The sequence below is a fragment of the Bacillus sp. FAU20 genome (assembly GCF_056033865.1).
Window position 1 is genome coordinate 417,084 of sequence record NZ_JBVYHY010000026.1, and the last position, 15,822, is coordinate 432,905.

Annotated in this window: 13 protein-coding genes; 11 read left to right on the forward strand and 2 right to left on the reverse strand. The window is 35.3% G+C overall.

What is annotated here, in order from left to right:
* The first annotated feature begins 12 nt into the window (after positions 1–12).
* The 7 genes from AC0OM3_RS24075 (at position 13) to AC0OM3_RS24105 (ending at position 8,535) form a co-directional block, all read left to right on the forward strand.
* Positions 13–303: a HesB/YadR/YfhF family protein gene (locus AC0OM3_RS24075; RefSeq protein ID WP_001222842.1), complete on the forward strand. Its 291-nt coding sequence runs from the start codon at positions 13–15 to the stop codon at positions 301–303.
* A 395-nt stretch (positions 304–698) separates the two neighbouring features.
* Positions 699–1,820, forward strand: coding sequence for a citrate synthase (gene mmgD, locus AC0OM3_RS24080; RefSeq protein WP_002041090.1), 1,122 nt, complete (start codon positions 699–701; stop codon positions 1,818–1,820).
* Between the two features lie 98 nt (positions 1,821–1,918).
* The gene (gene prpD, locus AC0OM3_RS24085) at positions 1,919–3,355 is read left to right on the forward strand and encodes a 2-methylcitrate dehydratase (protein WP_474213136.1); all 1,437 of its coding nucleotides are present in this window, start codon (positions 1,919–1,921) and stop codon (positions 3,353–3,355) included.
* 19 nt (positions 3,356–3,374) lie between these two features.
* Entirely contained in the window at positions 3,375–4,283 is a 909-nt protein-coding gene (gene prpB / locus AC0OM3_RS24090) for a methylisocitrate lyase (protein ID WP_000312639.1), read from the forward strand.
* A gap of 152 nt (positions 4,284–4,435) precedes the next feature.
* Entirely contained in the window at positions 4,436–6,145 is a 1,710-nt protein-coding gene (locus AC0OM3_RS24095) for an acyl-CoA dehydrogenase family protein (RefSeq protein WP_000415987.1), read from the forward strand.
* A 16-nt stretch (positions 6,146–6,161) separates the two neighbouring features.
* Positions 6,162–7,052, forward strand: coding sequence for an NAD(P)-dependent oxidoreductase (locus AC0OM3_RS24100; RefSeq protein WP_000719411.1), 891 nt, complete (start codon positions 6,162–6,164; stop codon positions 7,050–7,052).
* A 22-nt stretch (positions 7,053–7,074) separates the two neighbouring features.
* Positions 7,075–8,535: a CoA-acylating methylmalonate-semialdehyde dehydrogenase gene (locus AC0OM3_RS24105; protein WP_000633347.1), complete on the forward strand. Its 1,461-nt coding sequence runs from the start codon at positions 7,075–7,077 to the stop codon at positions 8,533–8,535.
* A 70-nt stretch (positions 8,536–8,605) separates the two neighbouring features.
* Here AC0OM3_RS24105 and AC0OM3_RS24110 read toward each other — a convergent pair whose 3' ends face one another.
* Both AC0OM3_RS24110 and AC0OM3_RS24115 read right to left on the reverse strand, forming a co-directional pair.
* Positions 8,606–9,238 (reverse strand): LysE family translocator, encoded by a 633-nt coding sequence (locus AC0OM3_RS24110; RefSeq protein ID WP_000572334.1) that lies wholly within the window; start codon positions 9,236–9,238, stop codon positions 8,606–8,608.
* Positions 9,239–9,491: 253 nt separating this feature from the next.
* Positions 9,492–10,547 carry an enoyl-CoA hydratase/isomerase family protein gene (locus tag AC0OM3_RS24115; protein ID WP_000134923.1) on the reverse strand — a complete coding sequence of 352 codons (1,056 nt, stop codon included), beginning with the start codon at positions 10,545–10,547 and terminating at the stop codon, positions 9,492–9,494.
* Positions 10,548–10,876: 329 nt separating this feature from the next.
* On the opposite strand from AC0OM3_RS24115, the gene AC0OM3_RS24120 reads away from it, so the two are divergent.
* From AC0OM3_RS24120 to AC0OM3_RS24135, 4 genes are all read left to right on the forward strand, one after another.
* Positions 10,877–11,134 (forward strand): hypothetical protein, encoded by a 258-nt coding sequence (locus tag AC0OM3_RS24120; RefSeq protein ID WP_001119404.1) that lies wholly within the window; start codon positions 10,877–10,879, stop codon positions 11,132–11,134.
* A gap of 184 nt (positions 11,135–11,318) precedes the next feature.
* The gene (locus AC0OM3_RS24125) at positions 11,319–11,558 is read left to right on the forward strand and encodes a DUF2584 family protein (protein ID WP_000667346.1); all 240 of its coding nucleotides are present in this window, start codon (positions 11,319–11,321) and stop codon (positions 11,556–11,558) included.
* Positions 11,559–11,573: 15 nt separating this feature from the next.
* Positions 11,574–12,731 carry an exonuclease SbcCD subunit D gene (locus tag AC0OM3_RS24130; RefSeq protein WP_000765150.1) on the forward strand — a complete coding sequence of 386 codons (1,158 nt, stop codon included), beginning with the start codon at positions 11,574–11,576 and terminating at the stop codon, positions 12,729–12,731.
* Positions 12,728–15,817, forward strand: coding sequence for an AAA family ATPase (locus AC0OM3_RS24135; RefSeq protein ID WP_001247455.1), 3,090 nt, complete (start codon positions 12,728–12,730; stop codon positions 15,815–15,817). Before AC0OM3_RS24130 ends, AC0OM3_RS24135 begins: the two co-directional genes overlap by 4 nt.
* Positions 15,818–15,822 lie beyond the last annotated feature (5 nt).

Genomic DNA, 15,822 nt, shown 5'->3' on the forward strand with positions numbered 1-15,822 from the left:
GGAGGAATAAAGATGAGAATTTCAATTGATCGTAAAGCTCTGCAATGGTTCCAGGAAGAATTACGTATAAAGCACGGTGAATCTGTACGTTTTACTGTAAGGTACGGAGGGGATAGTTCAATTCAGCCCGGATATTCTTTAGGGGTTGTTGCTGAGAAACCCGATGGCGAAATAGTGTCAGTTGAGAAGGAAGGTATTATATTTTTTGTAGATTCTGATGATCTTTGGTATTTTCAAAACTATGATTTATTTGTAAGTTATCATGAGGAAATGGAAGAAATTCAATTTAATTATGTAAAATAATAACTTTATTAAAAATGAATAAGTTTTATATAAAAATTATATTTAAGAGATAGTGAAATAAATATCATATAGTAACGAGCTGTATTTATGTACAGCTCGTTTTTTCTATTTCTCAAATAAAATTAGAATAATTGTATATTTGGCGGTGTTATATGAAAAATCTTTATATCTTGTTTTTGAAAATACGCAAAGAAGTCTATCCTTTCTTTATAAAATATAAGAATTATTTTCAAAAAATTGTATTGTTACAGTAAGAAAAGTGTAGGAAACTTATCATTATAAAATAAATTGAAATCTTCTAAAAACTCTGATACATTGAAATAGAAATGTAGTTTCACAATATTATAAAGGCTTACAGTTATGTGCACGAAGATCTATTAGGATTGGAGGAAATAATGATGAAAGCTGAAGAGAAATTTTCCCCGGGATTAGATGGTATAGTGGCAGCGGAGACGAAAATCTCGTTTCTTGACACAGTAAAAGGTGAAATTGTAATTCAAGGGTATGACTTAATCGAACTCTCAAAAACAAAAGAGTATTTAGACATTGTGCACCTTTTATTGGAGGAACACCTACCGAATGAAGATGAAAAAGTAACACTTGAAAAGAAATTAAAAGAAGAATATGCAGTACCAGAAGGTGTATTCAACGTACTAAAGGCATTGCCTAAAGAGACGCATCCCATGGATGGATTACGTACAGGTGTGTCAGCGTTAGCTGGTTACGATAATGATATCGAAAACCGCTCGTTAGAAGTGAATAAAAGCCGAGGGTACAAGCTGTTAAGTAAAGTGCCAAACATTGTAGCGAATAGCTATCATATTTTAAATAATGAGGAGCCAATTGAACCTCTTAAAGAATTATCTTATAGTGCGAATTTCTTCTATATGTTAACTGGTAAAAAACCAACTGAACTTGAGGAAAAGATCTTTGATCGTTCCCTTGTTTTATATAGTGAGCATGAAATGCCAAACTCTACATTTACAGCTCGCGTTATTGCATCAACACAATCAGATTTATACGGTGCTTTAACAGGTGCAGTTGCATCTTTAAAAGGAAGTTTACATGGCGGTGCAAATGAAGCGGTTATGTACATGCTTTTAGAAGCTGGTAATGTTGAGAAATTTGAAGAGTTATTACAGAAGAAACTATATAACAAAGAAAAAATTATGGGCTTTGGACACCGTGTTTATATGAAGAAGATGGATCCAAGAGCACTTATGATGAAGGAAGCTTTAAAACAGTTATGTGATGTAAAAGGTGATTATACACTATATGAAATGTGTGAAGCTGGAGAAAAGATTATGGAAAAAGAAAAAGGAATTTATCCAAATCTTGATTATTATGCAGCTCCAGTATATTGGATGTTAGGTATTCCAATTCAACTTTACACACCAATCTTCTTTAGCTCTAGAACAGTGGGGTTATGTGCGCACGTTATTGAGCAACATGCAAATAATCGTTTGTTCCGTCCTCGTGTAAATTATATTGGCGAGCGACATGTACTTAGTAAATAAGAACAACTGGGGAGTTGTTAGCGCCGCCCGCCAGATGGGTGTTTGACCGACACCCATCATTAATAATAACGAATTTTCGACAGAAAGGGAAGAATAGCATGATTAAAACAAATGAAATTAAGCAAAAAGATGCATTATTAGAAGAGATTACCGATTATGTATTAAATAAAGAGGTTACTAGTGCAGAAGCATTCAGTACAGCTCGTTACGTATTACTTGATACACTTGGATGTGGAATTTTAGCACTGCAATATCCAGAATGTACGAAATTACTAGGACCAGTTGTGCCAGGAACAATCGTGCCAAATGGTACACGTGTACCAGGTACGTCTTATGTACTAGATCCAGTAAAAGGTGCATTTAATATCGGATGTATGATCCGTTGGTTAGACTATAACGATACTTGGCTTGCAGCAGAGTGGGGACATCCATCTGATAACCTAGGCGGAATTTTAGCAGTTGCAGATTATATTAGCCGTGTTCGTATTTCAGAAGGAAAAGAAGCTTTAAAAGTACGTGAAGTATTAGAAATGATGATTAAAGCACATGAAATTCAAGGCGTGCTTGCTTTAGAAAACAGCTTAAACAGAGTTGGTCTTGACCATGTATTATATGTAAAAGTAGCAACAACTGCAGTAGTTGCGAAAATGCTTGGCGGAACACGTGAAGAAATCTTTAATGCATTATCACATGCGTGGATTGATAATTCTAGTCTTCGTACATATCGTCATGCTCCAAATACGGGCTCACGTAAATCATGGGCTGCAGGCGACGCAACGAGCCGCGGTGTTCATCTTGCAATGACTGCTCTAAAAGGTGAAATGGGTTATCCAACAGCATTATCTGCGCCAGGATGGGGATTCCAAGATGTATTATTCAATAAACAAGAATTAAAATTAGCAAGACCACTAGAGTCATATGTAATGGAAAATGTATTATTTAAAGTGTCATATCCAGCAGAATTCCATGCACAAACGGCTGCAGAATGTGCAGTGAAGTTGCATTCGGAAATTAAAGAGAGATTAGATGAAATTGACCGTATTACAATTACAACTCATGAATCAGCAATTCGTATTATTGATAAAGAAGGTCCATTAAATAACCCAGCTGATCGTGATCATTGTTTACAATACATTACGGCAATTGGTTTATTAAAAGGAGATATCGTTGCAGACGATTATGAAGATGCAGTAGCAAACGATCCACGTGTAGATGAATTACGTAATAAGATGGTTGTTGTTGAAAACAAACAGTACAGTTTAGATTACCTTGACCCGAACAAGCGCTCAATCGCCAACGCTGTTCAAGTTCACTTTAAAGATGGCACAGTAACAGAAAATGTGGAATGTGAATATCCACTTGGTCACCGCTTCCGTAGAGACGAAGCAATTCCAAAAGTTGTTCAAAAATTCACTGCAAATATGGCAGGTCATTATTCTAGTAAGCAACAAGAACAAATTCATGAAGTTTGTTTAAATGAAGAAAAACTAGAAAATATGAATGTAAACGAATTTGTAGATCTATTCTTAATTTAATAATAGGGGGGAATTTAGAATGGCTTGGGTTGTGAAAAAGCAGTCAACACAAGAGGAGCTTGCGAATCGATTCCGAGCTTTAGTAGAAGCAAATGAAATTTTGCAAATTCCAGGTGCTCATGATGCAATGGCAGCTCTTGTTGCGAAAAATACAGGTTTTTCAGCTCTTTATTTATCAGGAGCTGCTTATACTGCAAGTAAAGGCTTACCAGATTTAGGTATCGTGACGTCTACTGAAGTGGCTGAGAGAGCAAGAGATTTAGTAAGAGCTACAGACTTACCTGTTCTTGTTGACATTGATACAGGATTTGGTGGTGTACTAAATGTGGCGAGAACAGCTGTAGAAATGGTGGAAGCGAAAGTAGCAGCTGTCCAAATTGAAGATCAGCAATTACCAAAAAAATGTGGACATTTAAATGGTAAGAAACTTGTTACTACAGAAGAATTGGTTCAAAAAATTAAAGCGATTAAAGAAGTTGCACCGAGCTTATACATTGTAGCACGTACTGATGCTCGTGGCGTTGAAGGATTAGATGAAGCAATTGAAAGAGCAAATGCATATGTAAAAGCAGGTGCAGACGCAATTTTCCCTGAAGCGCTTCAATCAGAGGAAGAATTCCGTCTATTTAATAGTAAGGTAAATGCACCTTTGCTTGCGAATATGACTGAATTCGGAAAAACTCCATATTATAGTGCAGAGGAATTTGCGAATATGGGTTTCCAAATGGTTATTTATCCTGTAACTTCACTTCGCGTTGCAGCGAAAGCGTATGAAAATGTGTTTGCTTTAATTAAAGAAACAGGTTCTCAAAAAGATGCACTTTCTAATATGCAAACGAGAAGTGAATTATACGAAACAATTTCATATCATGACTTTGAAGAGTTAGATACTGGTATTGCAAAAACAGTATTATCAGAAGATCAATAGATAAAGCAGCGAAGGCGATGAAAATACATCTTTGGCAAAATAAAATGCTTGATGTGAAAAATCATCGCCTTCTATTTTCAAAAAAGATATTCCACTCATCGTAGACGAGCATAAGCAAAAAGCTATGAAAGCCGAATGATAGGGGGATACATATGGAGAAAACGAAGTTACCATGGGATGAATTTTTTTCACTTAATAAAGATATAAATCATACTTACTTTACACCAGAAGATTTTTCAGGTGATGAAGATTTAATCGCAAAAACGACAGAACAATTCGTTAAACAAGAAATTGTTCCACAAATGGAGAATATTGAACAACATAACTATAAAGTTTCTCGTCAATTATTTGAGAAAGCTGGGGAACTTGGATTATTAGGCATTGAGGTACCAGAAGATTATGGCGGGTTCGAGTTAGGAAAGGCTGTCTCAGGTCTTGTAGCAGAGAAAATGGGTTACGCTGGTGCGTTTAGCGTTTCTTTTAATATACACGCTGGTGTCGGTACATTGCCTTACATATATTATGGAACGAAAGAGCAAAAAGAAAAATATTTACCGAAAATCGCATCGGGAGAATGGATTGGGGCTTATGCTTTAACAGAGCCAAATGCTGGTTCGGATGCATTAAGTGCAAAAACAAGCGCCGTATTGAATGAAGAGGGAACAGCTTGGAAGTTAAATGGTGAGAAGCAATGGATTACAAATGCTCATATGGCAGATGTATACGTTGTTTTTGCGAAGACAAATAAAGGAATGACAGCGTTTATTGTCGAAAGAACATGTGAAGGTGTATCTATTGGATTAGAAGAAAAGAAAATGGGGATTAAAGGTTCTTCAACAGCGACTCTTATTTTAGAAGATGTTGTCATCCCTGCTGATAATGTTTTAGGGGAAGTTGGGAAAGGGCATCACGTAGCCCTTAATATTCTTAACTTTGCTAGACTTAAACTTGCTTTTGGAAATATTGGAACAGCAAAACAAGCAATTGGTTTGTCGGTTCAATATGGAAAAGAGCGAAAACAGTTCCAAACGGAATTAGTAGACTTTACGATGATTCAAGAGAAAATTGCAAATATGATCATTGCTACATATGGAGCCGAAAGTGCAGCTTATCGTACAGCAGGTGTAATCGATGAAGCAATTCATGAGAGCGATGAAGATCTTATGAAGAAAATGTCCCAATTTGCAATTGAATGTGCACTGAATAAAGTAAATGCTTCTGAAACACTTGCTTATATCGTAGATGAAGCTGTACAAATTCATGGTGGTTACGGTTATATGCAAGAGTATGAGGTAGAACGATTATATCGTGATGCAAGAATTAGTCGTATTTTTGAAGGAACGAACGAAATTAATAGATTAACAGTTGCTAAAATGTTAATGAAACAAATCGAACAATTAGAAGACACTGAAGTAGAAAGTAATGTAGCAAATGTAGAAAGAAACCATCGTTACATTTTATTAGCGAAAAAATTGTTGAAACAATCTTTGAAAACGCTCTCTAAAACTCCAGGCCTAAAAATTGACCAAGAACAAGAATATTCACGTGTAATTTCAAATATGTTGACGGACGTGTACGTCATGGAATCAGCGTTTTTACGTACGAGAAAAGCGGTACGTAAAAATGGAGAGGAAAAAGAACGTACGAAGCAACTAATAACGGATGTTATTTGTGAAGAAGGATACCGTAAAGTAGAAGAAGCGGCGATCTCTGTACTTTCAGCGGCTGTTACAGAAGAACAAGATAGACATGTGATTTTAGCTGAAATCCGTCAATTATTAGTGCCTTTATACACGAACGTATTTACGAAGAAGAGAGAAATTGCGAAAGCTATTATAAATCGCGGGAAATATATTGTGTAAATAGGAGGAAAGCGATATGAAAAAGATTGGTTTTATCGGTTTAGGTAACATGGGCCTTCCAATGTCAAAAAATCTAGTTAAATCAGGTTACACAGTATATGGCGTGGACTTAAATAAAGAGGCGGAAGCGTCCTTTGAAAAAGAAGGCGGAATTATCGGTCTATCAATCTCAAAACTAGCAGAAACATGTGATGTAGTTTTTACAAGTTTACCTTCACCTCGCGCTGTTGAAGCGGTATATTTTGGAGCTGAAGGATTATTTGAAAATGGTCACTCGAATGTAGTTTTCATTGATACAAGTACGGTATCGCCGCAGTTAAACAAACAGTTAGAGGAAGCTGCAAAGGAAAAGAAAGTAGACTTTTTAGCAGCACCTGTGAGCGGTGGTGTAATCGGAGCCGAAAACCGTACATTAACGTTTATGGTTGGTGGATCAAAAGAGGTATATGAGAAAACGGAATCTATCATGGGCGTACTAGGCGCGAACATTTTCCACGTTAGTGAGCAGATTGATAGTGGTACAACTGTTAAGTTAATTAATAACTTATTAATTGGTTTTTATACAGCTGGTGTGAGTGAAGCTTTAACATTAGCGAAAAAGAACAATATGGATTTAGATAAAATGTTTGATATTTTAAATGTAAGTTACGGTCAAAGTAGAATTTATGAACGTAATTATAAAAGTTTTATAGCACCTGAAAACTATGAGCCAGGATTTACTGTGAACTTATTGAAGAAAGATTTAGGATTTGCAGTTGACTTAGCTAAGGAAAGCGAACTCCATTTACCGGTAAGCGAAATGTTATTAAACGTATATGACGAAGCGAGTCAAGCTGGATATGGTGAAAACGATATGGCTGCTTTATATAAGAAAGTTAGCGAGCAATTAATTTCTAATCAAAAATAAATTATACAAAGGAGAGAATACAATGATTACAACTGAAATTAAACGAGTAAAAAATCACATTAACGGTGAGTGGGTTGAATCGACAGGTACGGAAGTAGAAGCAGTTCCAAATCCAGCGACTGGAAAAATTATCGCTTACGTTCCACTATCTCCAAAAGAAGATGTTGAAAAAGCTGTTGAAGCGGCAAAAGCAGCATTCGAAACATGGTCTAAAGTACCAGTTCCAAATCGTTCAAGAAATTTATATAAATATTTACAGCTATTACAAGAAAACAAAGATGAGCTTGCAAAAATCATTACGCTAGAAAATGGTAAAACGCTAACGGATGCAACAGGTGAAGTACAGCGTGGTATTGAAGCGGTAGAACTTGCAACATCTACGCCAAATTTAATGATGGGTCAAGCACTTCCGAATATCGCTAGCGGAATTGATGGATCAATTTGGCGCTACCCAATCGGAGTTGTTGCTGGTATTACGCCGTTTAACTTCCCGATGATGATTCCGTTATGGATGTTCCCACTTGCAATTGCTTGCGGTAATACATTCGTATTAAAAACATCTGAAAGAACGCCACTTTTAGCGGAGCGACTTGTAGAATTATTCTATGAAGCAGGATTCCCAAAAGGCGTATTAAATTTAGTACAAGGCGGAAAAGATGTTGTAAATAGCATTTTAGAAAATAAAGATATTCAGGCTGTCTCGTTCGTTGGCTCTGAGCCGGTAGCACGTTACGTATATGAAACTGGTACGAAACACGGAAAACGTGTACAAGCGTTAGCAGGTGCGAAAAACCATGCGATTGTAATGCCAGATTGCAATCTTGAGAAAACAGTACAAGGTGTAATTGGATCTGCATTTGCAAGTAGTGGAGAGCGCTGCATGGCATGCTCAGTAGTAGCAGTAGTGGATGAAATTGCTGATGAATTCATTGATGTATTAGTAGCAGAAACGAAAAAATTAAAAGTAGGCGATGGCTTTAACGAAGAGAACTATGTTGGACCATTAATCCGTGAATCTCATAAAGAGCGCGTTTTAGGCTACATTAATAGCGGTGTAGCAGATGGGGCAACTTTATTAGTAGATGGCCGTAAAATTAATGAAGAAGTTGGAGAAGGTTACTTTGTAGGTGCGACAATCTTTGATGGCGTGAATCAAGAAATGAAAATTTGGCAAGATGAGATTTTTGCTCCAGTATTAAGCATTGTACGAGTTAAAGATTTAGAAGAAGGTATTAAACTAACAAATCAATCTAAATTTGCAAATGGTGCAGTTATTTATACGTCAAACGGTAAACATGCACAAACGTTCCGTGATAATATCGATGCTGGTATGATCGGTGTAAACGTAAACGTTCCAGCACCAATGGCATTCTTCGCATTTGCAGGAAATAAAGCGTCATTCTTTGGTGATTTAGGTACAAATGGTACAGATGGCGTTCAATTCTATACACGTAAAAAAGTTGTAACTGAGCGCTGGTTTTAATATAAAATAAACAGTCAAATTAGTTATTAAATGAAAACCACCACTATTAATAGTGGTGGTTTTCATCTTGTTAATTACTTTTTTCAAAAGCAAGTTTAATACCAAAACCAATTAAGACGACTCCCGTTAACCCTTGAATATAACGTTGCGTCTTCGGTTTTTTCATAAAAGCACTAATTTTATCAATTAAAAATATATAAAAAGCGAACCAAATGGCTGTTAAAACGAGGTAAGTAAGGCCCATTACGAGTAGTTGGATAAACGTATTATGATTTGGATTTAAAAATTGCGGTAAAAACGTTAAAAAGAATACTGCAACTTTAGGGTTTAATAAATTCGTAAGAAACCCTTGTCGAAAGCAAGAGGTGTGTTCATCTTCATTATTCAAAGATATATCGTTCGTATCAATGCCTTCTTTATTTCTTACTGCTAAAAGTGCTTTAATACCAATATAAATTAAATATAGAGCCCCAACGTACTTGAAAATAGAAAATAAAAGAGCTGACTTTACAATAAGTGCAGAAAGACCAATTACAGCAGCTAAAGTATGAATTAATAGTGCAACACATGTACCAAACACTGTTTTTACTCCGCCGACTTTACCAGCAACTAATGTATTTTTTGTAGCCATTGCTGTATCAGGACCAGGTAAAATAATAAGACAAATAGACATAATGATGAAAAGAAAATAATTTTCAATCATAGTCGCTCCTCCTTTTTTATTTTTAGAATATTTGATTAAAAATAGTGTAGCATATATTTGGATTTAATAAAATTAAATTTTATTAAAAATCATTAAATAAAAAAGGCTATATAGTAGCTGTAATTACACTACTATATAGCTTCGATTTTATACTGCTATTTGCGGGTAGTAAGATTTTCACCGCACAAGATTTAGCTGAAGCAAAGAAGTTAGGTGGGGGATGAACGAGACACCCCCTCATGACAGTTTCATTTTATGCATTAAGTAAGTTAAAGAAACGATTCACATCTTCTTCTGAAACGTCACTTAACTGTTTATATTTATAATTCGGATTTTGATCTTTATCAACGACAACGGAGCGTACTCCTTCGAAGAAATCTTCATGTCTCATGAAATTTTTAGCAAGTATAAGGTCCGTAGCGAAACATTCTTTAACGGATTTATCTTTTCCATCAATAAACTGTTTTAATGTTACTTTTAGTGAAATAGGGGATTTTGATAACAGTGTTTCTTTCGTTTTTAGAGCAAAGGAACTTTCATCTTTCTCCAATGAATGGATGATTTCTTCAATTGTATCGAAAGCAAAATGTGAATTGATTACTTCTATTGAAGGAGCAAGCTCGCTTTCTAAGTTTGGAGCAGTTGCAAATGTACGAATAACTTCTTTTAAATTAGTATGTACATCATCTTCTTTATGCCAATTTACACTTTCAAGTTCAGTAAGAAACTTTGGTAATGAATCAGATGTCATAAAGTAATCAGCAGCATTAATAAATAATACGTCAGAAGCTTTTAAAATAGATGCTGTTAAAGCAACGAATCGTCCTGTATATCCAGGCGCTTTATTTAAGAAATATGCAGCTCCGACGTCTGGGAAGAAGCCGATATTCATCTCTGGCATTGCCCATTTCGTACGCTCAGTTACAATGCGATACTTCGCACCATTTGTAAGACCGACACCACCACCCATTACAATTCCATCTAAACAAGCAATAATCGGTTTTGTATATTGATAAATATATGTATCAATTTCATACTCTTCTTCAAAAAAACGTTCTGCATGTTGCAATGCCACTTCATTGGAACGCGCTTCATAAAGAGTTTTAATGTCGCCGCCTGCACAAAAACCTTTTGTGCCAGCTCCTTTTAACACGATAAGTGCAATACGCTCATCGTGTTCCCATTCTTTCAGTTTTTGTCCGATAGGCTGTAACATGTCATAAGATAAAGAATTAAGTGCTTTTGGACGGTTTAAAGTAATTGTCGCAACGCCGTTTTCACTAACAGAAAATAAAACGTGTTCAGTCATAATGCTTCCTCCCTTACATATCTTCTTATTCTTAATTCTTGATATGTACTGAAATGTCCTTTATAAATTTTGTCAAAAGTTGACGGTAAATATTAATTTGGTCACTGCATATTTTGACGAGTTATCTTTGCAGGATTTCAGAGACTGAGGGGGAATATTACAACATTACTGTAAGTGTAATTATTTGAAGTTATAATGATAAAAGCGCTATTATATAGGTGTGAAATGTTCATTATCAATTCTAAAAGTGTGTTTGAAGAAAAAATAAATCGTACAATTGTAATAAAAAATTTTACACTGAATTAGAAATAGAGAAAGGAGAAATCGGAATGCCAGGACCTTTACTATTGTCGGTTATTATTTTGTCTTTTTTAATGATAGGAATAACGCAGTATTTTCATCATACAGATACGACAGAAGAAGTGAAGGATAAAGTACGTCTTGTATTTCCGATTTTTATAATATCTATTTCATTCTGTATTTTATTAAATAAAGATGGGTACATTGTCGCAGTGTTCTCATTTTTCGTCGCAATCGTTTTAATTACCGTTTTATATTATGTAATGAAAGACTTTATACAAAAATAAAGATGTCATAATAGGCATTTTTATTTTGGGGAAAATATAAAATTTCACATACCGTATTTTATATAAAATACATAAAACATATAACAATAGAAAAGTGTGTACTTTGCTGTGTATGTACTTGTCAATCTTGCATAGCCACTATACTATTAAAATGTAGAGATTATAAAAAGGGGTTGTATCTATCATGAAATTTGAGATGCACACAAAAATTATTTCAAATGAAAAAGAAGTAAGATTACATATTGAAGAAAATATATTTCAATTAATATTGGATGGTTATCACTTATTTACAGTTCAAGAAATATTGCCTTTATATAAATCAAATGAAGAAAGAATTGGAAGTGCAACGATATTGAAGCTAGAGTGGGAGAACGGAAAAACTACAATAAACTATCAACTCGTTTCACTAAAATCAGTAAATTAAAAGGAGTAGAAAAATATGAAGTTATTTCATACAGCGGATTGGCATTTAGGTAAGCTTGTTCATGGCGTGTATATGACTGAAGACCAAAAGATTGTATTAGATCAGTTTGTACAGGCTGTTGAAGAAGAAAAACCAGATGCTGTAATTATTGCAGGGGATTTATATGATCGAGCAATTCCACCTACAGAAGCAGTAGACTTATTAAATGATGTGCTGCAAAAAATAGTTATTGATTTACAAACACCAGTTATTGCAGTAGCTGGTAATCATGATAGTCCGGATCGTATCCATTTTGGAAGTAGTTTAATGAAAAAACAGGGCTTACATATTGCAGGTCAATTTCAATTCCCGTATGAACCTGTTGTACTAAATGATGAATATGGAGAGGTTCACTTCCATCTAATACCGTATGCAGACCCAAGCATAGTGAGGCACGTGTTAAAAAATGAAGACGTACGTTCTCATGATGATGCGATGCGCATTTTTATGAATGAGCTCTCTGAAACGATGGATAAAGAAGCTAGACATGTATTTGTTGGACATGCATTTGTAACTTCTTCAGGAGAAGCGGAGGAGAATACAAGTGATGCAGAACGACCACTTTCAATTGGTGGTGCTGAATATGTAAATAGTCATTATTTTGATAAGTTTCATTACACAGCGCTTGGACATTTACATCAAGCGCATTTCGTACGTAATGAGACGATTCGATATTCAGGTTCACCACTTGCCTATTCAATTTCTGAAGAGAAACATAAAAAAGGTTATTACATTGTAGAACTGAATGAAACTGGTGAAGTAGCAATTGAAAAAAGGTTACTTTCACCACGTCGCAAAATGCGAACAGTAGAAGCGAAAATAGATGAATTATTACAGCACCCAGTAAGTGAAGATTACGTATTTGTAAAATTATTAGACGAAAACCCCGTCTTACAACCAATGGAGAAAATACGATCTGTATATCCAAATGCAATGCACGTTGAAAGAGCGATGCAAAGGCGAGAACTAACAGATACAAATGAAGTAACTGTTTCAAGACATAAAACGGATGATTTATCTCTTTTAAAGGCTTTCTATAAAGAAATGAAAGGGTTAGATTTATCAGAAGAGAAAGAACGCCTATTTATAGATGTATTACAAACAGTGCAAGAACGGGAAGGTGAACGAGGATGAGACCGATTCAGCTTATTATGACAGCATTCGGGCCATATAAACAGAAAGAAGTAATCGATTTTGAAGATCTTGGAGAACATCGTATTTTCGCTATTTCTGGGAATACAGGAGCTGGAAAAACAACGATTTTTGATGCGATTTGTTATGTGTTATATGGTGAGGCTAGTGGAGAAGAACGTAGTGATACGAGCATGCTTCGAAGTCAATTTGCTGATGATAATGTTTATACAAGTGTTGAACTAACCTTTCAGTTAAAAGGGAAACGCTATGAAATAAAACGACAACTTGGACATAAAAAACAAGGGAACAAGACGATCACAGGACATGCAGTAGAATTATATGAAGTAATTGATGAAGAGAAGGTTCCAGCCGTTGATCGTTTTCATGTAACGGATGTAAATAAAAAAGTAGAAGATTTAATTGGTTTAAGTAAACATCAATTTAGCCAAATTGTTATGTTACCCCAAGGGGAATTCCGAAAACTATTAACATCTGAGACGGAAAACAAAGAAGAGATCTTACGTCGTATTTTTAAAACGGATCGTTATAAGTTAATGCGTGAGTTACTTGACCAAAAACGAAAACAATGGAAAGACGTCTTACAAGAAAAGCAGAAAGAGCGAGAGTTATACTTCCGCAATGTTTTTAAATTACCAATCCGTGATGGAGCATTATTAGAGACTTTAGTGGAACAAGAACATGTAAATACGCATCAAGTAGTAGAAGCATTAGAACAAGAAACAGCTGTGTATAAGGCAGAGGTTGAGCAATTACAAGTAGAACAAGATGTTCAAACGAAGCAATTAAAAGATGCTGAAACACGTTTTCATGCAGCGAAATCTGTAAATGATAAATTTATAGATTTACAACAAAAGAATGAGAAATATAACACTTTACAAGAGAACCGTGCAGCAATTGAAAGGAAAGAAAAATTCTTTAAACGTGCGGAACAAGCAAAGCGCTTATTACCATTTGAACAATGGTATGAAGAAGCGATGCAAAATGAGCAGAAAGCTGAAAGTTTGTTAAAACAGATAATTGTCAAACAAGAACAGATAATGAATAGTTTTGAACTTGCTCAGGAGAAGTATGAAGTAGTAAAGAATAAAGAAGCTGAACGAGAAGAGGCTAAAAAACTTGTTCAAAGATTAGAAGAGTTACAAGCGATTATTGCATCATTAGCTGAGAGAAAGTTGAATTTACAAAATGCCGAAATTCAAATAGGGAAATTAAAAGAAAGTATGCAAAAGTTGGATCAACAACTAGAAGAACATACAAACCAAAAACAGAGAATGTCTGATGAAATGCAGCAATTAGAACAAGCACTTGAGCAATATGTAGCTAAAGTGGAAGAACTAACGAATATGCGAGAAGATGCAAAAGTTTTAAAGCAAGCATATGATGTTTGGCAAGAAAAACAAAAATTCGAGCAAGAAAAAGAAGCGGCAAATAATAAAATGCAAGTGGCAGTTCGTGCATATGAAAACATGGAGCGCCGCTGGTTAAGTGAACAAGCTGGTATATTAGCTCGTCATTTACATGACGGTGAATCTTGTCCGGTATGTGGTAGTACGAATCATCCTCAAAAAGCTACAGAGCAAAGTAATGCGATCGATGAAAAAGAGTTAAACGATTTAAGAGATAAGAAGAACATTGCTGAAAAATTCCATGTGCAAGTAGAGGAGAAATGGAATTTCTATCGACTACAATATGAACAAGTGATAGAAGAAGTTGTGAAGCGTGGCTATAACTCCGAAAAATTAGTTGAAACATATAGTGCACTTGTTCAAAAAGGAAAACAATTAGCAGCAGACGTTAATACGTTAAAAGCAAGTGAAGAAACACGTAAGCAGATTGCTGCGAACATGAAAAGCGTAGAAGAAAAAATAGAAGAACTTCAGAAACAAAAACGAGAAGTGGAAACAATGCAGCACCGTACAGAAATCGAGTGTATGCAACTTCGTACGTCATATGAACATGATAAACGAAATATTCCAGAAAACTTACAAACAGTACAAGCTTGGAAAGCACAGTTTAATCAAGCTATGCAGGAACTTAGGTTAATGGAGGACGAATGGAAGAAAGTCCAGGAAGCGTATCAGCATTGGCAAAATGAAAATATACGTATTCAAGCTGAACAAAAAGGTGCTTCTAATCAATTTGAAAGTGCAAAATTAAAGAAAGAAGAGACTTTCGCACGCTTTATGAAAGAGCTAGAACAAAGCGGGTTTACAGATCAATTCACGTATAAAGAAGCCAAATTAAGCGATGCCGAGATGGAGATGTTACAAAAAGAAATTCAAGGTTATTATTCATCGCTTGAAGTACTTGCAAAACAAATTGAAGAGTTAAACTCAGAATTAAAAGATAAAGAGTATATGGATATTACATCTTTAGGTGAACACATAAAAGATCTAGAAATTAATCTCGATATAATTAAAGAAAAACGTCAACGTGCGCAAAATGCGGTAACATATATTTCTGATTTACATGAAAACATTAGACGTATTGACGAACAAATTCACGAGGAAGAAAAAGCCTTCCAAGAACTAGTTGATTTATATGAAGTAATGAAAGGTGATAACGAAAGTCGTATATCATTTGAACGTTACATCTTAATTGAGTATTTAGAACAAATTGTTCAAATCGCAAACGAACGACTACGTAAATTATCAAATGGACAATTTTATTTAAAACGAAGTGAGCGAGTTGAAAAAAGAAACCGCCAAAGTGGATTAGGTTTAGATGTGTACGATGCATACACTGGCCAAACGCGCGATGTAAAAACATTATCCGGCGGAGAGAAATTTAACGCATCACTTTGCCTAGCGCTAGGAATGGCAGATGTCATTCAAGCATATGAAGGCGGTATTTCCATCGAAACGATGTTCATCGATGAAGGGTTCGGTTCATTAGATGAAGAATCATTAACGAAAGCAGTAGATGCCTTAATTGACCTACAAAAATCAGGCCGATTTATCGGTGTCATTTCACACGTACAAGAGCTGAAAAACGCAATGCCAGCTGTATTAGAAGTAACGAAGCAGAAAGATGGATGTAGTCAGACTAGGTTTGTGGTGAAGTAAGCTTA